General features: G+C 67.6%; 18 protein-coding genes. 9 read left to right on the top strand and 9 right to left on the bottom strand.

All coding sequences use genetic code 11. From position 1 onward, the window contains the following. Positions 1–47: 47 nt before the first annotated feature. The 4 genes from IE302_RS25290 to IE302_RS25275 are packed head-to-tail and all read right to left on the bottom strand — an operon-like array spanning position 48 to position 3,968. Complete coding sequence (locus IE302_RS25290; protein ID WP_191256979.1) at positions 48–1,193, bottom strand: Mrp/NBP35 family ATP-binding protein; 1,146 nt, start codon at positions 1,191–1,193, stop codon at positions 48–50. Positions 1,194–1,202: 9 nt separating this feature from the next. Beyond that, complete coding sequence (locus tag IE302_RS25285) at positions 1,203–1,712, bottom strand: DUF1003 domain-containing protein (protein WP_191256978.1); 510 nt, start codon at positions 1,710–1,712, stop codon at positions 1,203–1,205. Further along, a complete protein-coding gene (locus IE302_RS25280) occupies positions 1,705–3,012 on the bottom strand; it encodes a magnesium transporter MgtE N-terminal domain-containing protein (protein ID WP_191256977.1) in 1,308 nt (435 codons plus the stop codon). Before IE302_RS25280 ends, IE302_RS25285 begins: the two co-directional genes overlap by 8 nt. Before the next feature lie 44 nt (positions 3,013–3,056). Beyond that, positions 3,057–3,968 (bottom strand): aminoglycoside phosphotransferase family protein, encoded by a 912-nt coding sequence (locus tag IE302_RS25275; RefSeq protein ID WP_191256976.1) that lies wholly within the window; start codon positions 3,966–3,968, stop codon positions 3,057–3,059. 88 nt (positions 3,969–4,056) lie between these two features. Here IE302_RS25275 and IE302_RS25270 point away from each other — a divergent pair, with 88 nt between their 5' ends. Beyond that, positions 4,057–4,893, top strand: a complete 837-nt coding sequence (locus tag IE302_RS25270; protein WP_191256975.1) for a slipin family protein — start codon at positions 4,057–4,059, stop codon at positions 4,891–4,893. A 416-nt stretch (positions 4,894–5,309) separates the two neighbouring features. Here the strand turns inward: IE302_RS25270 and IE302_RS25265 are convergent, their stop codons facing one another. Genes IE302_RS25265 through IE302_RS25255 form a run of 3 tightly spaced genes read right to left on the bottom strand, consistent with a single transcriptional unit; the run spans position 5,310 to position 6,792 of the window. After that, positions 5,310–5,999, bottom strand: coding sequence for a DUF4190 domain-containing protein (locus IE302_RS25265; protein ID WP_191256974.1), 690 nt, complete (start codon positions 5,997–5,999; stop codon positions 5,310–5,312). Between the two features lie 49 nt (positions 6,000–6,048). Then, on the bottom strand, positions 6,049–6,441 hold the full coding sequence (locus IE302_RS25260) for a DUF4190 domain-containing protein (protein WP_191256973.1): 393 nt from the start codon (positions 6,439–6,441) through the stop codon (positions 6,049–6,051). A 33-nt stretch (positions 6,442–6,474) separates the two neighbouring features. Then, positions 6,475–6,792 (bottom strand): DUF4190 domain-containing protein, encoded by a 318-nt coding sequence (locus IE302_RS25255; protein ID WP_191256972.1) that lies wholly within the window; start codon positions 6,790–6,792, stop codon positions 6,475–6,477. 157 nt (positions 6,793–6,949) lie between these two features. Here IE302_RS25255 and IE302_RS25250 point away from each other — a divergent pair, with 157 nt between their 5' ends. The 6 genes from IE302_RS25250 (at position 6,950) to IE302_RS25225 (ending at position 13,264) form a co-directional block, all read left to right on the top strand. Next, positions 6,950–8,146 (top strand): acyl-CoA dehydrogenase family protein, encoded by a 1,197-nt coding sequence (locus IE302_RS25250; protein ID WP_191256971.1) that lies wholly within the window; start codon positions 6,950–6,952, stop codon positions 8,144–8,146. A gap of 60 nt (positions 8,147–8,206) precedes the next feature. Continuing rightward, positions 8,207–8,722, top strand: a complete 516-nt coding sequence (locus tag IE302_RS25245; protein ID WP_005155368.1) for a YflT domain-containing protein — start codon at positions 8,207–8,209, stop codon at positions 8,720–8,722. 245 nt (positions 8,723–8,967) lie between these two features. Beyond that, entirely contained in the window at positions 8,968–10,290 is a 1,323-nt protein-coding gene (locus IE302_RS25240; protein ID WP_191256970.1) for an ABC transporter substrate-binding protein, read from the top strand. Then, a complete protein-coding gene (locus IE302_RS25235) occupies positions 10,287–11,237 on the top strand; it encodes a carbohydrate ABC transporter permease (RefSeq protein ID WP_191256969.1) in 951 nt (316 codons plus the stop codon). Before IE302_RS25240 ends, IE302_RS25235 begins: the two co-directional genes overlap by 4 nt. Continuing rightward, on the top strand, positions 11,237–12,079 hold the full coding sequence (locus IE302_RS25230; protein WP_191256968.1) for a carbohydrate ABC transporter permease: 843 nt from the start codon (positions 11,237–11,239) through the stop codon (positions 12,077–12,079). Before IE302_RS25235 ends, IE302_RS25230 begins: the two co-directional genes overlap by 1 nt. A 3-nt stretch (positions 12,080–12,082) precedes the next feature. Continuing rightward, positions 12,083–13,264, top strand: coding sequence for an ABC transporter ATP-binding protein (locus tag IE302_RS25225; RefSeq protein WP_191256967.1), 1,182 nt, complete (start codon positions 12,083–12,085; stop codon positions 13,262–13,264). Between the two features lie 22 nt (positions 13,265–13,286). Here IE302_RS25225 and IE302_RS25220 read toward each other — a convergent pair whose 3' ends face one another. After that, a complete protein-coding gene (locus IE302_RS25220) occupies positions 13,287–13,487 on the bottom strand; it encodes a PspC domain-containing protein (RefSeq protein ID WP_005155361.1) in 201 nt (66 codons plus the stop codon). A gap of 199 nt (positions 13,488–13,686) precedes the next feature. Between IE302_RS25220 and IE302_RS25215 the strand changes: the two genes are divergently transcribed. Next, positions 13,687–14,613, top strand: a complete 927-nt coding sequence (locus IE302_RS25215; RefSeq protein WP_191256966.1) for a hypothetical protein — start codon at positions 13,687–13,689, stop codon at positions 14,611–14,613. A gap of 79 nt (positions 14,614–14,692) precedes the next feature. Here IE302_RS25215 and IE302_RS25210 read toward each other — a convergent pair whose 3' ends face one another. Beyond that, entirely contained in the window at positions 14,693–15,370 is a 678-nt protein-coding gene (locus tag IE302_RS25210) for a TetR/AcrR family transcriptional regulator (protein ID WP_191256965.1), read from the bottom strand. A 122-nt stretch (positions 15,371–15,492) separates the two neighbouring features. Between IE302_RS25210 and IE302_RS25205 the strand changes: the two genes are divergently transcribed. Next, positions 15,493–17,016 carry an MFS transporter gene (locus IE302_RS25205; RefSeq protein ID WP_191256964.1) on the top strand — a complete coding sequence of 508 codons (1,524 nt, stop codon included), beginning with the start codon at positions 15,493–15,495 and terminating at the stop codon, positions 17,014–17,016. Positions 17,017–17,090: the final 74 nt, after the last annotated feature.

Raw genomic sequence — 17,090 nt, 5'->3', positions numbered from 1 at the left:
GCGCAAGTACCGCATCCAGAGGACTAAATGCCTAAGTAGGGGGACGGTCAGCGGCCCGCGGGGGTGACGTTCAGCATCATCCCGGCCAGCCCGCGCGCCCGGACGGTCAGCTTCTTCGCCGCCTCCTTGAGCACGAGCGACGCCGGCGCGTCCGGCTCCGAAAGCACGATCGGCGTGCCCGAGTCGCCGTGGGAGACCACGCGCGGGTCCATCGGGACCTGCCCGAGCAGCGGCACGGTCGAGCCGACCGACTTCGACAGCGAGTCCGCGACGGACTGCCCGCCACCGGACCCGAAGATCTCCATCTTCTGACCGTCCGGCGTCTCCAGCCACGACATGTTCTCGATGACCCCGGCGACCCGCTGCCGCGTCTGCAACGCGATCGAGCCCGCGCGCTCGGCCACCTCGGCGGCCGCCTGCTGCGGGGTGGTGACGACCAGGATCTCCGCGTTCGGGATCAGCTGCGCCACCGAGATCGCGATGTCGCCGGTGCCCGGCGGCAGGTCCAGCAGCAGGATGTCGAGGTCGCCCCAGAACACGTCGGCGAGGAACTGCTGCAGCGCGCGGTGCAGCATCGGCCCGCGCCACACCACGGGGGTGTTGCCCGGGGTGAACATGCCGATCGAGATGACCTTCACGCCGTGTGCCTGCGGCGGCATGATCATGGTGTCGACCTTGGTCGGCTTCTCTCGCGCGCCGAGCATCCGCGGCACCGAGTGCCCGTAGATGTCCGCGTCGACCACGCCGACGGACAGCCCGCGTTCGGCCATCGCGGCCGCGAGGTTCACCGTCACCGAGGACTTGCCGACGCCGCCCTTGCCGGACGCGACGCAGTAGACGCGGGTCAGCGAGCCCGGCTGCGCGAACGGGATCACCGGCTCGGTGGCGTCCCCGCGCAGCGATTTTCGCAGCTCGGTGCGTTGCTCGTCGCTCATCACGTCGAGCTCGACCCGGACGTCGCTGACGCCGGGGAGCTTCTTGACGGCTTCGGTGGTGTCGTTGGTCAGCGTCGCCTTCAGCGGGCAACCGGCGACCGTCAGGTAGATCCCGACGATGACCACACCGTCCGAGCCGACCTCCACGTCCTTGACCATGCCGAGTTCGGTGATCGGTTTCTTGATCTCCGGGTCGTACACGGCCTTCAGCGCGGTGCGGACATCGTCGACGCTGGGGAGTTGCTGCGTACTGGTCACACGTCCATGTTACGTACCGGTAGCGGTGCGGTCGGGTTTGGCCTTGCGCGGCTTGGCATCAAGATCTTCACGGAGCCGGTCGAGTTCGCCCCGCAGGAAGTCCCGCGTGGCGACCTCGCCGAGCGCGATCCGCAGCGACGCCAGCTCCCGCGCGAGGTATTCGGTGTCCGCTTTCGTCTGCGCGGCGCGGTTCCGGTCCTCGTCCAGCGAGACGCGGTCGCGGTCGTCCTGCCGGTTCTGCGCCAGCAGGATGAGGGGCGCGGCGTACGCGGCCTGCGTCGAGAACGCCAGGTTGAGCAGGATGAACGGGTACGGGTCCCACTGCAGCGAGACCGCGACCAGGTTCAGCACGATCCAGACGATGACGATCAGCGTCTGCCAGAACAGGTATTTGCCGGTGCCGAGGAACCGCGCGACCCGTTCGGTGAACCGGCCGAACGAGTCGGGGTCGATGTTCAGCCTGAACCGGCTCTGGCCGCGGGGCTGGTCCAGCCGCCGCCCGGACGTCAGTTCAGGCACGTTCGGCCTCCTCGGTCTCTTCGGTGATGTCGCCGGTGATGTCGTGCAGCCCGGTCTCGCGCCAGTCCTCCGGGAGCAGGTGGTCGAGCACGTCGTCGACGGTGACCGCGCCGAGCAGGTGGTCCTCGGCGTCCACCACCGGCCCGCAAGTGAGGTTGTAGGCGGCGAAATAGCGGGTGACCTCGGACAACGTGGCGTTCGGCCGCAGCGCGGGCAGCTGCGAGTCGATGGCGCTCGCCACCATCTCGGCCGGTGGTTCGCGCAGCAGCCGCTGGAAATGGACGACGCCGACGAAGCGCCCTGTCGGCGTTTCGGTCGGCGGACGGCAGACGAACACCATGCTCGCCAGCGCCACCGGGAGGTCCGCGTTGCGGATGTGCGCGAGCGCCTCCGCGACCGTCGCGTCCGGCGTCAGCACCACCGGTTCGGGCGTCATCAGACCGCCCGCGGTGTCGGAGGAGTACTCCAGCAGCCGCTTCACCGGCGCCGACTCCTCGGGTTCCATCAGCTCCAGGAACCGGCTCTGCTCGGCGGGCGCCAGTTCGGACAGCAGGTCCGCGGCGTCGTCGGGGTCCATCGCTTCGAGGATGTCGGCGGCCCGTTCCTCGGCGAGGTAGGACAGCAGTTCCTTCTGGTCGTCCTCGGGCAGTTCCTCGATGACGTCGGCGAGATGCTCGTCGTCCATCGCGTCGGCGACCTCGTGCCGCCGCTTCAGCGGCAGGTCACGGACCGTCGCGGCGACATCGGCCGGGCGCATGGTGTCGAACAGCATCAGCAGTTGCGCCGCGCCCTGGGTCTGGCCGGTCAGGTCGGTGAGCCCCAGCCCGGACACCTCCGACCACGGCAGCACCTGCATCGCCGAACGCCGCCTGCCGAGGCCGAGCCTGCTCGACCGTTCGCGGATCGCGAGCTTCGCGAGCACCCAGTCCCGTGTCCTCGTCGGTTCCATGGCGGCGTCGACGACGGTGATCCTGGTGTCGGAACCCGCGAGCGTGGCGTACGCGTCGAACAGCTGCCCGACCACCAGCACCTCGTTGGGCCGCTGATGGAACCGCCGCATGTTCACCGAACCGGTGGCGAGCGTGATCGCGCTGGGCTCGATCGAGGTCACGCGCAACATCGGCACGAACACCCGGCGCCTCGTCGTCAGCTCGACCACGAGGCCCAGGATCCGCGGCGGTTGCTGGTCCAGGCGCAGGCCCGCCACCAGGTCCCGTACCTTGCCGATCGATTCGCCATCGGGCCCGAAAACCGGCAAACCGGCCAGCTGAGCTGCGAATACCCTGTTCACGGCTGCCATGCCCGAAGGCTATCGGCTCCCGGGGCCCGCGACGATTCGTGTGATCACCGCAATGCCCAGGCGGCGATTCCGGGGACGGCGGCGTAAGCCGGGTCCTCGGCGAGGCTCGCGGGCGAGGCGCCCTCGGCGAGGTCTTCGTACAGCCAGGTCCAGTTCTGCACCGCGCGCACGAGCGTCCACGCCCGCGCGCGTCCGGCGTCGACCCCGGCGGCCGCGCTGAACCACTTGATCTTGTCGTCCATTGTGGACTCTTCGTGGCGGTTCCAGAGGATCGAGATGGCGCCGAACTCCAGGTCACCCGAAAGCGGCTTCGGGTCGATCACCAGCCACGGTTCGCGTTCCCCGGCGAGCACGTTTTCGAAGTGCAGGTCCTCGTTCACCATCAGCTCACCGGCTTCCGGCCCGAGGTTCCCGCAGATCTCCACCGCCGCGTCGATGTACTCGCGGTCGAACGGCTCGCCCAGTTCGCTCCAGGTCTCCGGGAGTTCGGTGACCAGCTCCGCGGCTTCGTCACGCAGGGATCGTTGCAGTGTTTCGGGAGCGGGGACGGCCAGCCGTCGCGCCAGCGCGCCGATCGTCTCGACGGCCTGCTGGATCGGCTCCGTTTCGAGCGAGCGGGTCGCGTCGAGCCGCTCCAGGAGCAGCACGCCGTCCTCGGACACGTTGTCGTACATCAGGACCGCGCCCTGACCGGCCCAAGTGGACAGTGCGAGCGGCTCGTCGTCGGATTCCTCGTGCGGCCAGCCGAGCTTGAGGATCGCGGGGGAGCCGTCCGCGCGGCGCACGGGCTGGGCGACGCCGACGAAACCGTGCATGGCCTCGCCGTCGTACTCGAGTTGCCACTTGTCGGTGTACTTCTCGGCGAGGAACGGGAGGGAGTCGAGCCATTCGGCGGCCCCGGGGCCGAGTTCGGCGGCGCGGTCGAGGAACTTGGGCGGGATCTTGAAACCGGTCACGAACCCACCTTGGCAGGCCTGTCCACCGTGTTTCGCCCGTGACCCGCCGGGCGTACCGTGAACAGCGAGAACAACCCCGGGAGCAGCCATGGTGGTGGAGATTCTCAGTGCGGTCGCCGTCGCGGGCGGTGCTTGGGTCGCGGCCAGCCTTCGCGTGGTGAAGCAGTACGAACGCGGTCTCGTGTTCCGGTTCGGGCGGGTGCGCCCGGCCATCCGTGAGCCGGGGCTGGCGATGCTGGTGCCGTTCGCGGACCGGTTGCAGAAGGTCAACATGCAGATCGTCACGATGCCGATCCCCGCGCAGGACGGCATCACCCGCGACAACGTCACCGTGCGGGTGGACGCCGTCGTGTACTTCAAGGTCATCGACCCGGTGCTGGCCGCGGTCAACGTGCAGGACTACCGCTCGGCCGTCGGCCAGGTCGCGCAGACCTCGCTGCGGTCCATCATCGGCAAGAGCGACCTGGACGACCTGCTGTCCAACCGCGAACGGCTCAACGAGGGCCTGGAGCTGATGATCGACAGCCCCGCGCTGGACTGGGGCATCCACATCGACCGGGTCGAGATCAAGGACGTCGCGCTGCCGGAGTCGATGAAACGCTCGATGTCACGGCAGGCCGAAGCCGAACGCGAACGGCGGGCGCGGGTCATCTCGGCCGACGGAGAACTCCAGGCGTCGTACAAACTCTCGCAGGCGGCCGCGACCATGGCCGACACCCCGGCGGCCTTGCAGTTGCGCTTGCTGGAGACCGTCGTGCAGGTGTCGGCGGAGAAGAACTCGACGCTGGTCCTGCCGTTCCCGGTGGAGTTGCTGCGCTTCCTGGACGCGAACACGCCGAAGAAGGCAGCGCCCGAGGCTTCGGAGTCCAACGGTCAGGTGGCGCCGGCGCCCCGGGAACCGGACGACGCGGCTCAAGGCTCGTGAGTGGCGATTCGGGTTCTAACCAAGCGGGTCTCAGGTACCTACTGGATGTGGCTGCGGTCGATCACAAGTCCGTTCCGTGAAGGCCCCCTTCCCTCGGCTCAGCCGAGGAAACTCGACCTTCACACCTTCCCAAGTACATGAAGGCCCCCTTCCTTGCGCCTAGCGCAAGGAAGGGGGCCTTCATGTACCTCAGGCGAGCGAGGGCGCCGGGACCCACCCCGGCCCAGGGTGCTCCGGTGTCGCCTGCCTGGATGTGCAGTACCGACTATCAAGCAGTACGTCGCGAGCGCCACGTTCGGGACGGTGAGTGTCCCCAGCGTGGCGCTCGGGACATGTGGTCCGAGACGTAACGAAGCCCCAGGCGCTTGCGATCAGAGGCGGCACTGGGGCGTTCGTCGAAACGGTACCGAACTCCGCTAATCGAGTTCGCCGTTGACGCCCAAGATGATCAACGTCCCGAAGAAGCCGACGTACAGCGCGATCACGACGTAGCCGATGATCACCGCCGCGAGCGCCATGCCGCGTCCGCCCGCTTCGCCGCGGTTCGCCTTCGCCAGCCCGATGTGCCCCAGGATCACCCCGACGATCACGGTCACGCACGAGCAGAGCCCGACGAGCGAGCACACCAGCCCGGCGATCGCCATCCCGTTGTCCTGCGAACGCGGCGCCGCCACTGCCGCGTACGGGTTGTACGGCTGGCCGTACGGCTGCGGCGGGTACGCGGCAGGCAGAGGCGTCGGCGTGTACACCGGAGGAGCCGAAGAGTCCGGTGCCGCGAAGGACGGCGGGACGGGCTCGGCGGTCAGCGGGTCGATGGTCTGCCCGTACGTCTCATCAGGCACCGGCACCGGATCCGGCCCGGGAACGGGAGCCGGTGCAGGAGCAGGCGCCGGGGCATCGGCCGAAGGCACCTCGAACGGAGCGGGCGGCTCGAACGCCGGAGGCGGCGTGAACGGCGCCGGCGGCTGGAACTGCTGCGGTTCCGCGGGCGACGGGCTCGACATCGGTTCGGGCGAGGAAGAAGCCGAAGAAGTCGGGTCCGAAAAGGTGTTCGAGTCGGTGTAGGACGACGTCGACGGTGTGTCCTGCGAGTCGGGACTGCTCATCCGGTTGGCCCCCTGGTTCGTGCGGGCCCCCACCGTATCCGGGAACGGGTCACGAGATGCCCGCGGCACCGACCGCGAACACCACGAAAACGAACCACAGGATGATCGGGATCAGCCACAGCCCGGTGATCACGTAACCGATGATCATCCCGGCCTGCGCCATGCCCTGGCCGCCCGCTTCACCGCGTTTGGCCTTCGCGAGCGCGATGTGCCCGAAAATGATCCCCAGGATCGCCGGGAAGCACATGATCAGCCCGATCAGCGAGCACACCAGCGACGCCACCGCCATGCCCTGGTCCGGCGGCCGGACGTAGGCCTGCTGGACGTAGTACTGCTGCGGAGGCTGATACGGCTGGAGACCGTACGGCTGCTCGAACTGCCCGGAAGGCTGCTGCTGCCCGTAAGGGTGTTGCTGCCCGTACGGGTCGTGCGGATTCGTCATTGAGTCCCCCTCGTCGGCTTCGGACCGTAGTCGTCAGCGGAACGCCCCGTGTTTCGCGGCCACGTTCAGCAGGACCGGGATCGCGATGGCGTACAGGATGATGATCAGGTAGCCGACGATGAACGCGGCCAGCGCCATGCCCTTGCCGCCCGCCTCGCCGCGCCGGGCCTTCGCGAAGGCGACGTGCCCCAAGACGATCCCCGGGATCACGGACACCAGTCCGATCAGCCCGAAGAGTGAAAAGATCAGGGCGGCTATCGCCAGGCCCGAGTCCTTGCTCCGTGCCGGGGCCTGGTTCGGGAAGGCGTACTGCTGTTGCGGTGGGAATCCACCAAAGGGCTGCTGAGCCACGTTCGTCCCCCTCGGACTGTGATCGGCTTGTCACTGTAGTGCGATGGCACGGATGGTGTACGCGTGACTGCGCTCATAGCGAGGTCCCCGGTCAGGCGTCATACTCACCGGTAACCCAGCGCCGGGAGCCCGGTGCGCGCGAATTTAGGGAGCAGCGATGGCTCGCCTCGCCCAGACCGCCGGCTTGACCGACGTGCAGTCCGAGATCCTGGCCACGGTCCGCCAGTTCGTGGACAAGGAGGTCATCCCGCGCGCGCAGGAGCTCGAGCACTCCGACACCTACCCTTCCGACATCGTCGAGGGAATGAAGGAGATGGGCCTGTTCGGGCTCACCATCCCGGAGGAGTACGGCGGTCTCGGCGAATCGCTGCTGACCTACGCGCTCGTGGTCGAGGAGATCGCGCGCGGCTGGATGAGCGTTTCCGGCGTGATCAACACGCATTTCATCGTGGCGCACATGATCTCCCGTCATGGGACGCCGGAGCAGAAGCAGCACTTCCTGCCGCGGATGGCGACCGGTGAGGTGCGCGGCTCTTTCTCGATGTCCGAGCCGGACCTCGGTTCCGACGTCGCCGCGATCAAGACCCGCGCCCGCAAGACCGACGACGGTTACGTCATCGACGGCTCCAAGATGTGGCTGACCAACGGCGGCAGCTCCAACCTGATCGCGCTGCTCGTCAAGACCGACGAGGGCGCCGAGAAGGCCCACCAGAACCTGACCACGTTCCTGGTCGAGAAGCCCGAGGGCTTCGGCGAGGTCGCGCCCGGCCTCACCATCCCCGGCAAGATCGACAAGATGGGCTACAAGGGCGTCGACACCACCGAGGCCGTTTTCGACGGCTACGAGATCGGCGCCGACAAGGTCCTCGGCGAAGCGCCGGGCAAGGGCTTCGCCTACATGATGGACGGTGTCGAGGTCGGCCGGGTGAACGTCGCCGCGCGCGCCTGCGGCATCGCGATCCGCGCGTTCGAGCTGGCGGTGGAGTACGCCCAGCAGCGCAAGACCTTCGGCAAGGCGATCGCCGAGCACCAGGCCGTGGCGTTCAAGCTCGCCGAGATGGCGACCAAGGTCGAGGCCGCGCACCTGATGATGGTCAACGCCGCCCGGCTCAAGGACTCCGGCGAGCGCAACGACGTCGAGGCAGGCATGGCGAAGCTGATCGCCAGCGAGTACTGCGCCGAGGTCACCCAGGACTCGTTCCGCATCCACGGCGGCTACGGCTACTCCAAGGAGTACGAGATCGAGCGCCTGATGCGCGAGGCGCCGTTCCTGCTCATCGGCGAGGGCACCAGCGAGATCCAGAAGACCATCATCAGCCGTGGCCTGCTCCGCGAGTACAAGTCCCGCTCCTGAACGTTCGCGCCTTTCGCCCGTCCTTGAGAAGATGGACAGGGACGGGCGAGAGGTGATTACGTGAGTGCTCCCTTTGGCGGAGGCGGCCGGGCCGCGGGTGGGCTGCCCAGGCTGCCGACCCCGCCTTCCGGCTGGCCGATCGGCTCCTACGCGACGTACGGCGAAGCGCAGCACGCCGTCGACTTTCTCGCGGAGAAGGAATTCGGGGTCGCCGACGTGACCATCGTCGGCGTCGACCTGATGCTCGTCGAGCGCATCCTCGGCAGGCTGAGCTGGGGCCGGGTGCTGGGGACCGGCGCGGTGTCGGGCGCCTGGTTCGGCCTGATCATCGGGCTGTTGCTGGGCATGTTCAACAACCAGGGCTTCGCCTGGCAGCCCATGATCGGCGGGCTCGTGCTCGGCATCCTGGCGTGGACGGTCTTCGCGGCCATCAGCTACAGCATGTCCCGCCGCGACTTCTCCTCCGCGAGCCAGCTGGTCGCCGGCCGCTACGACGTGCTCTGCCAGCCGCGTTCGGCCGAACAGGGCCGGGAGCTCCTCGCCCAGCTCGCACTGGGCGGCAGGCCGGCCGGATGACGCGGGAGCCGGGTCACTGACATTCGGCGGTACTGGTTCACCTGTTCGTCGTGCGATCCGCTGAATCGTTACCGATACTGCTTGCGGGCGGTGATCGCCCGGAATAGGTTGCACAACACCAGTCGGGCGGTCATGTACTCCAGCGTGTCCGCCCGAGCACTAGCACGTCGGGGTGCTTGCGCGCGGGCTTCTTCAACGCGTCCTAGTGCCGTCGCGTCCCGGACGTGCGCGGGTGAGGAGGCCTCATGGGGAAGAGGATGAGCGCGAGCCGAAGGGGCCGCTCACCAGGCCGTACCGGCTCGCTACTCGGCGCGACAGCGCTGACGGTCGGCCTGTTGGCGGGCTGCGGTTCGGATGCCGGCCTGAAGATCAACGTCTACTACGCGCCCGAAGACAACTTCCAGTCCGTTGTGGACGATTGCACCAAGGCCTCGGGCGGGCGGTACGAGGTCGTCTACAACAAGCTCCCGCGACCGGCCGACGGCCAGCGGGAACAGATGGTGCGCCGCCTGGCCGCCGGGGACGATTCGCTCGACGTCCTGGGGTTGGACGTCACCTGGGTGTCCGAGTTCGCGGAGGCGGGCTGGGTCGACGAATGGACGGGTGAAGCGAAGGCCGAGGCGACCGCGGGCGTCCTGCCCGGGCCGCTCGAAACCGCCACGTGGAACGGAAAACTCTACGCGGCGACCAAGAACACCAACGTCCAGCTGCTCTGGTACGACGACAGGCTGACCCCGTCGCCGCCGAAGACCTGGGACGAGATGATCGACCAGGCCAAGGCGCTCAAGGCACAGGGCAAACCGGCGAACGTCGTGTTCACCGGCGCGCAGTACGAAGGCCTCGTCGTCATCTACAACACGCTCGTCGAGTCGGCCGGCGGCAAGATCCTCTCCGACGACGGCAAGTCCGTCGTGATGGACGAGGGCGCGATCAAGGCGCTGGAGATGCTCAAGAAGGTCACCACGGCCGGGATCACCGACCCGTCGCTGACCAACTCCAAGGAGGACGAGGTCCGCCAGGCCTTCCAGCGCGGCAACGCCGCCTTCGAGCTGAACTGGCCGTTCGTCTACGCCTCCTACGCCAAGGAGAAGAAGGACGAGCTGCAGCACTTCAAGTGGACCACCTATCCGCGGTTCGACGCGGGCAAGCCCGCCAAGACCACGATCGGTGGCTACAACCTGGCGGTCAGCTCGACGTCGAAGCACAAGGCCGAGGCCTACGAGGCGGCGCTGTGCCTGCGCAACGAGAAGAACCAGAAGTTCTCCGCGCTCAAGGACGGTGTCCCGCCCACGCTCGAATCGCTCTACACCGACACGGTCCCCCTCGACGCGACAGCGGGCGTGAGCGACGACAACCCGAGCATGGACACGAAGTACCCGATGCGGGAAACGATTCTGGACGCGCTCAAGGACGCCGCGGTGCGCCCGCTGACGCCCGCGTACCAGAACGCCTCGACAGTGTTGTCGAAGGTGCTTTCCCCGCCTTCTGAAATCGATCCGCAGAAGACGGCGGAGAAGCTGAAGGAACAGCTCGCCGACGCGCTCCAGTCGAAGGGAGTGATCCCGTGACCGTGCAGGAAACCGCCGGTCCGGCGACCGAGAGCAAGCCGGGCAAGAAGGCGAAACCCGTTCTCAGCGAAGGAAAGAAGGCCGAGCGCAGACTGGGCCTCTGGCTGTGTGCCCCGGCGGCGTTCGTGATGATCGCCGTCACCGGGTACCCGATCATCTACTCGATCTGGCTTTCCCTGCAACGCTACGACCTCCGGTTCCCGGCGCAGCAGGAGTTCGTCGGCCTGGAGAACTACGTTTCGGTGCTGTCCAACGGCTATTGGTGGACGGCGTTCGGGACGACGATGGGATTGACCATCGTCTCGGTGGTGATCGAGTTCGTCCTCGGCATGGGCCTGGCGCTGATCATGCACCGGACGCTCGTCGGACGGGGCCTCGTGCGGACGGTCGCCCTGATCCCGTACGGCATCGTGACCGTGGTCGCGGCGTTCTCCTGGTACTACGCCTGGACACCGGACACGGGCTACCTGGCCAACCTGTTCTTCCCGGACAGCGCGCCGCTGACCGAGTACTGGCCGTCGCTGGCGATCATCGTGCTCGCCGAGGTGTGGAAGACGACGCCGTTCATGGCGCTGCTGCTGATGGCGGGGCTGGCGCTGGTGCCGGACGACCTGCTGAAGGCCGCGGCGATGGACGGGGCGACGGCGTGGCAGCGGTTCACCAAGGTGATGCTGCCGGTGATGAAACCGGCGATCCTGGTGGCACTGCTGTTCCGCACCCTGGACGCGTTCCGCATCTTCGACAACATCTTCGTGCTCACCAACGGCGCGCAGGACACGTCGTCGGTGTCGATGCAGACCTACAACAACCTGGTCAAGGGGCTGAACCTCGGGATCGGGTCGACGATGGCGGTGCTGATCTTCATCACGGTGGCGATCATCGCGTTCATCTTCATCAAGGTGTTCGGCACGGCCGCACCCGGCAGTGACAATGGGGGTAAGCGCTGATGGCCATCGGTGGAGCGGTCACTCCCGGCCGCAAGGTCAAATGGGGCCTCGTCGACATCCTGGTCCTGGTGTTCGCGCTGTTCCCGGTGCTCTGGGTGGTCTCGCTTTCGTTCAAGACCAAGGAGACCTTGAACGACGGCAGCTTCATCCCGACGGAATGGACCTGGCAGAACTACGCGGACATCTTCGAGACCACGGAGTTCATCCGGGCACTGGTGAACTCGATCGGCATCGCGATCATCGCGACGGTGATCGCGGTCGTCCTCGGCACGATGGCGGCGTACGCGATCGCGCGGCTGGACTTCCCCGGCAAGCAGGTCCTGGTCGGGATGTCGTTGCTGATCGCGATGTTCCCGCAGGTCTCGCTGGTGACGCCGCTGTTCAACATCGAACGTGAGCTGGGGTTGTTCGACACCTGGCCGGGGCTGATCCTGCCCTACATCACGTTCGCGCTGCCGCTGTCGATCTACACGCTGTCGGCGTTCTTCCGGGAAATCCCGTGGGAGCTGGAAAAAGCGGCGAAGATGGACGGCGCGACCCCGGCGCAGGCGTTCCGGAAGGTGATCGCGCCCCTGGCGGCACCGGGGGTGTTCACCACCGCGATCCTGGTGTTCATCTTCTGCTGGAACGACTTCCTGTTCGCGATCTCGCTGACCTCGACCGAGGCCTCGCGCACGGTCCCGGCGGCGCTGTCGTTCTTCACCGGGTCCTCGCAGTTCGAAGACCCGACCGGGACGATCTCCGCGGCCGCCGTGGTGATCACCGTCCCGATCATCCTGTTCGTGTTGTTCTTCCAGCGTCGCATCGTGGCGGGGCTGACGTCCGGTGCGGTGAAGGGCTGACCCATGGCTGAAATCGTTCTCGAAAAAGTGTCCAAGAAGTACCCCGACGGCGCACTCGCGGTGTCCGAAGTGGACATCACGATCGCCGACGGTGAGTTCATCATCCTGGTCGGCCCGTCCGGCTGCGGCAAGTCCACGACCCTGAACATGGTGGCGGGCCTGGAGGATATCTCCTCCGGTGAACTGCGCATCGACGGTCAGCGTGTCAACGAGAAGGCGCCGAAGGACCGTGACATCGCGATGGTGTTCCAGTCCTACGCGCTGTACCCGCACATGAGCGTGCGGGAGAACATGGCGTTCCCGTTGCGACTGGCGAAGGTCGACGACCGGATCGTCCGGTCCAAGGTCGAGGAGGCCGCGCAGATCCTCGATCTGACCGGGCATCTGGACCGCAAGCCGGCGAACCTGTCCGGCGGGCAGCGGCAGCGCGTCGCGATGGGGCGCGCGATCGTCCGCAACCCCAAGGCGTTCCTGATGGACGAACCACTGTCCAACTTGGACGCGAAGCTCCGCGGTCAGATGCGGACCTCGGTGTCGAAGATCCAGAAGCAGCTGGGCACGACGACGCTCTACGTCACGCACGACCAGACCGAGGCGATGACCCTCGGCGACCGGGTCGTCGTGCTGAGGGCGGGCTACGTGCAGCAGATCGGGTCGCCGCAGTTCCTCTACGACAACCCGGCGAACCTGTTCGTGGCCGGGTTCATCGGCAGCCCGTCGATGAACTTCGTGCCGGCCACCCTGGAGAACGGCACCGCCCGCAGCGCGCTGGGCGACATCCCGCTCACCGACCGGGTGCGGCAGCTGGTCGAGGCCGCCGACGCGCCGCGTGAGGTCATCGTCGGCATCCGGCCGGAGCACTTCGAGGACGCCGCGCTGGTGGACGCGTCCGCTCGCGAAGGCGGGGCGACGTTCACCGCCCACGTGGACGTTCTCGAATCGATGGGTTCGGAGAAGTTCGCGCACTTCTCGGTCGAAGGTGAGGCCGCGTCGTCGTCCGACCTCGCGGATCTCGCCGCCGACAGCGGATCCTCGGACGTCCCGGGTGCCGAGTCGCAGATCGTGGCCCGGCTGTCCGCGGCGTCTTCGGCCGCCGAGAACCAGAATGTCGACCTCTGGTTCGACGCGGACAAGATCAAGCTGTTCGACGGGGCCAGTGGCAAGAACCTGACCTACACCGGGTGACCGGCGCTCGTCCTGCCCGGGATCAGTACTCGCTCTCGGGCAGGGCGAGCCACAGCACGAGGTAGACGATGAACTGCGGGCCGGGCAGCAGACAGGACAGCACGGCGAGCAGGCGGACCTTGCCCGGCGTGGTGCCGAAGCGTTTGGCGATCCCGGCGCAGACGCCGCCGATCATGCGGCCCTGGCGCGGTCGGGTCAGGCGGGCGGCTACGGGGTGGCTCACGGTTCTTCCCTCTCTGTCGTCACGTTGTGTGAAACCCATTTTCGTCGCGTGACGGCCCGGCCGCATCCCACCGCGGAACGAAACGCACCCCTAAGGGCGTGAAATCGCGGTGAAGCGGTCACCTGGGAAAACGGGGCGGACCCTGTGTTCTTCGCCCGTAGGGGGTGGTGTTCCGGGATCTTTTGACGATACTTCTCCGGTGCCCCCGAAGAGACTGATCGCCGGACTCTGCGGCCTGTTCCTCGCCGCGGCCTGCTCGACACCGGACCCGGCGGCGGCGCCGTCGCCGACCACCACGGGTGATGAGGCCCTGACGGCGTCCGAGGCGCTCGGCGAATACCCGTCGCTCGACTATTGCAGCCTGGTCGACCAGCGAAAAGTGGTCGGCGGCGGAAACGCGGTCAAACCGCCGTTGAGCTCATTCGAGTCCTGTCGGCTGGAATTCGTCGAAGGCGCCAATCGCTACACCGTGATCACCGGCCCGATCACTTCCGGGCAGGACCGGAACAACCGGCCCTACGAATACGCCGGGCCGTTGCCGGAGGGCGTCAGCGTCCAGCAGTCGAGTTTCAACGAGGACACCACCTGCACCCGGCTGCTGACCTTCGCCGACGGGATCCGGCTGTCCATCACCGTCACCTCCGACGACAAGGCCCCGGCCGACCAGCTCGATCGCTGCCGGGTCGCCGACGCGACGGTCGCCGGCGCCGCGGAGGTGATCACCACGCGCAAGGTCGGGCGGCTGAACCTCGACCAGCGCTCGTGGGGCCGCGTCGCCCCGTGCGCGCCGCTCGACCAGCACGAACTCGACGACGCCGCCGGTCCCGAGACCAAACCCGCCCCGGCGCTGTCCGGGCACAACTGCATCCGCGGCAAGGTCAGCTTCTCGCTGTCGGTGGTGTCGGACACCACGCCGGGCGCGACGGAGGCGCTGGGCGGACGGCAGGTCCAGGTGACGACGTCGGGCGCGTTCTGCCAGGTGACCACGCACCGGCCGATCCCGGGCACCCCGGACCGGGTCGAGCAGGCGACGCTCTCGGTCGTCGGCGTCGACGGCGCGCCGGAGGAGGCCACGTGCGCGGCCGCGCGGGAGGTCGCCGTGGCGGTTTTCCCGAAGCTCCCCTGAGTCCTCTACGCCGCGTTTCGTCCTCTGAATGCGGTACTTGCGCGTGCAAGTACCGCATTCAGAGGACGAAACGCGTGGGTCAGCGGAGTTTGGGCAGGCGGAAGGAGCACATGACCTCCTCCAGCGCCTCGACGTCCAGCGGCGGATGCGGCAGCGGGGTCGCGCGGCCGGGTTCGGCGCGCAGGCCGTCCAGCAGCATCGCGAGGCAGCGGCGCCACAGATCCGGCTGGATACCGTGCGTGAATTCGATGACCGAGCCGATCATCTGGTGCAGTAGCGGCATGTCCGTCGGCACGATGTCCGCGCGGAGGACCCCCGCCGACTGAGCGCGCTCGACGAGCTGTGTGATCAGCGGCACCATGCGCGCCTTCGCCTCGGCGACACGCTCCTGGCCGAAGACGTTCGACAGCATGACCTCTCGTAACCCGCGGTCACCGGCGTGGAGTTCGGCGGCTCGCCAGGTGAAACCGGCGAAGCCTTCCCATGGGTCTTCGGTGCGAAGCGCCTCTTCGGCAAACTCGCGGATCGTCTCGAACTGGTCGACGAACATGGCCTCGACCAGGTGTTCCTTGCTCGGGAAGCGGCGGTAGACGGTGCCGACGCCGACGCCGGCGTGATGCGCGACGTCGTCGAGAGTCGCTTCGAGCCCGCGCTCGCCGAAGACATCGCGTGCCGCCGCGATGATGCGCTGCCGATTGAGTTCAGCGTCGCGCCGCAGCGGCCGCGCCGGTGCGGCGGGAGCGAGGTCCCGAGCCATCCGTCCAGCTTAACAAATGAAGTAGAGGACAGTTCTCCACTTCTTGTGTACCTTGGGCGGCGAAAGGGGAGATACCTACTCCACATAGCTTCTCCGTCACTATCGGTGAGGAAACCGCCCGTATGTCTGAGTCATCCACCGCTGTCGCCGTGCCGCCGGGGGACGCGGCCGCGCAGCACTCCAACCCGCACCACGCCAGGAGATGGCTGATCCTGGTGATGATCGGCCTCGCCCAGCTGATGGTGGTGCTCGACGCCACTGTCGTGAACATCGCGCTGCCGTCGGCGCAGCAGGACCTCGGTTTCTCGAACGACGCCCGCCAGTGGGTCGTCACCGCCTACGCGCTCGCGTTCGGCAGCCTGCTCCTGCTGGGCGGCCGGCTCGCGGACCTCTTCGGCCGCAAGCGCGCGTTCCTCGTCGGGCTCGCCGGCTTCGCCATCGTGTCCGCGATCGGCGGTGCCGCCACCAGCATCGAGATGCTGCTCGTCGCCCGCGCCGCGCAGGGTGTCTTCGGTGCCCTTCTGGCTCCGGCGGCCCTTTCGCTGCTGACCACGACGTTCACCGACCCGAAGGAACGCGGCAAGGCCTTCGGTGTCTTCGGCGCGATCGGCGGTGGCGGCGCGGCGATCGGCCTGCTGCTCGGCGGCGTGCTGACCGAGTACCTCGACTGGCGCTGGTCGATGTACGTCAACATCATCTTCGCGGTGATCGCGTTCGCCGGTTCGTTCGTGCTGCTGAAGAACTCCGAGACCGACGGCCCTCGCCCGAAGCTCGACATCCCGGGCACGATCACCGCGTCGGCCGGGTTGTTCGCGCTGGTCTACGGCTTCGCGAACGCCGAGCGCGACTCGTGGTCCTCGATCTCGGTGTGGGGTTTCCTCGCCGCCGGTGTCGTGCTGCTCGCCGCCTTCGTGGCGATCCAGCAGCGGGCCGAACACCCGCTCCTGCCGCTGCGCGTGCTGCTCGACCGCGACCGCGGCGGCTCGTACCTCGCGATGTTCCTGCTCGCCATCGGGATGTTCTCGATCTTCCTGTTCCTCACCTTCTACATCCAGCTGAACCTCGGGTTCACGCCGGTGCAGAGCGGGGTCGCGTTCCTGCCGATGGTGGCCACCCTGATGGCCAGCGCGACGTCGGCGACGGCCGTGCTGCTGCCGAAGTTCGGCGCGAAACCGTTGGTGTCACTGGGAATGCTGACCGCCGGAGCGGGACTCTTCTGGCTCTCGGCCATCGACACGTCCAGCACGTACGCGAGCGGGGTGCTGTTCCCGCTGATGGTCATGGGTGTCGGTATCGGCCTCGCCATGGCGCCCGCGATGAGCGTCGCGACCTTCGGCGTCGACACGCACGACGCCGGTGTCGCGTCCGCGGCGGTCAACACCGCGCAGCAGGTCGGCGGCTCGATCGGGACCGCGCTGCTGAGCACGCTGGCCGGCAACGCGGCGACGTCGTTCGTGGCCGGGAAGGTGCCGACGCCGCAGCTCGCGGCCGAGGCGGCCGTGCACAGCTACACGACCGCTTTCGTCTGGGGCGGGTGGATCTTCGTCATCGGTGCGGTGATCTGCGGGCTGCTGCTGCGGTCCGGTGCCCCGGCTCGCGCTCCTGAAGGCGCTTCGGAGGGCACTCCGGTCGCGGTGCACATGTAGGTCGCGGATGTCATGAAAGGGCCGTTCAGGACAAAAGATGTCCCGAACGGCCCTTTCATGACACGCGGAAGGGT

Origin of the sequence: Amycolatopsis oliviviridis, from assembly GCF_014654365.1 — a bacterium.
In the GTDB taxonomy this organism is placed as follows: Bacteria; Actinomycetota; Actinomycetes; order Mycobacteriales; family Pseudonocardiaceae; genus Amycolatopsis; species Amycolatopsis oliviviridis.
This window is presented reverse-complemented; position numbering and strand designations above follow the sequence as displayed.

Excerpts from the sequence above, each read along its gene's own strand:
- IE302_RS25280 (WP_191256977.1), bottom strand. The coding sequence starts at position 3,012 with ATGGCAGCCGTGAACAGGGTATTCGCAGCTCAGCTGGCCGGTTTGCCG.
- IE302_RS25270 (WP_191256975.1), top strand. The coding sequence starts at position 4,057 with ATGGTGGTGGAGATTCTCAGTGCGGTCGCCGTCGCGGGCGGTGCTTGG.
- IE302_RS25265 (WP_191256974.1), bottom strand. The coding sequence starts at position 5,999 with ATGAGCAGTCCCGACTCGCAGGACACACCGTCGACGTCGTCCTACACC.
- IE302_RS25260 (WP_191256973.1), bottom strand. The coding sequence starts at position 6,441 with ATGACGAATCCGCACGACCCGTACGGGCAGCAACACCCTTACGGGCAG.
- IE302_RS25250 (WP_191256971.1), top strand. The coding sequence starts at position 6,950 with ATGGCTCGCCTCGCCCAGACCGCCGGCTTGACCGACGTGCAGTCCGAG.
- IE302_RS25240 (WP_191256970.1), top strand. The coding sequence starts at position 8,968 with ATGGGGAAGAGGATGAGCGCGAGCCGAAGGGGCCGCTCACCAGGCCGT.
- IE302_RS25230 (WP_191256968.1), top strand. The coding sequence starts at position 11,237 with ATGGCCATCGGTGGAGCGGTCACTCCCGGCCGCAAGGTCAAATGGGGC.
- IE302_RS25225 (WP_191256967.1), top strand. The coding sequence starts at position 12,083 with ATGGCTGAAATCGTTCTCGAAAAAGTGTCCAAGAAGTACCCCGACGGC.
- IE302_RS25210 (WP_191256965.1), bottom strand. The coding sequence starts at position 15,370 with ATGGCTCGGGACCTCGCTCCCGCCGCACCGGCGCGGCCGCTGCGGCGC.
- IE302_RS25205 (WP_191256964.1), top strand. The coding sequence starts at position 15,493 with ATGTCTGAGTCATCCACCGCTGTCGCCGTGCCGCCGGGGGACGCGGCC.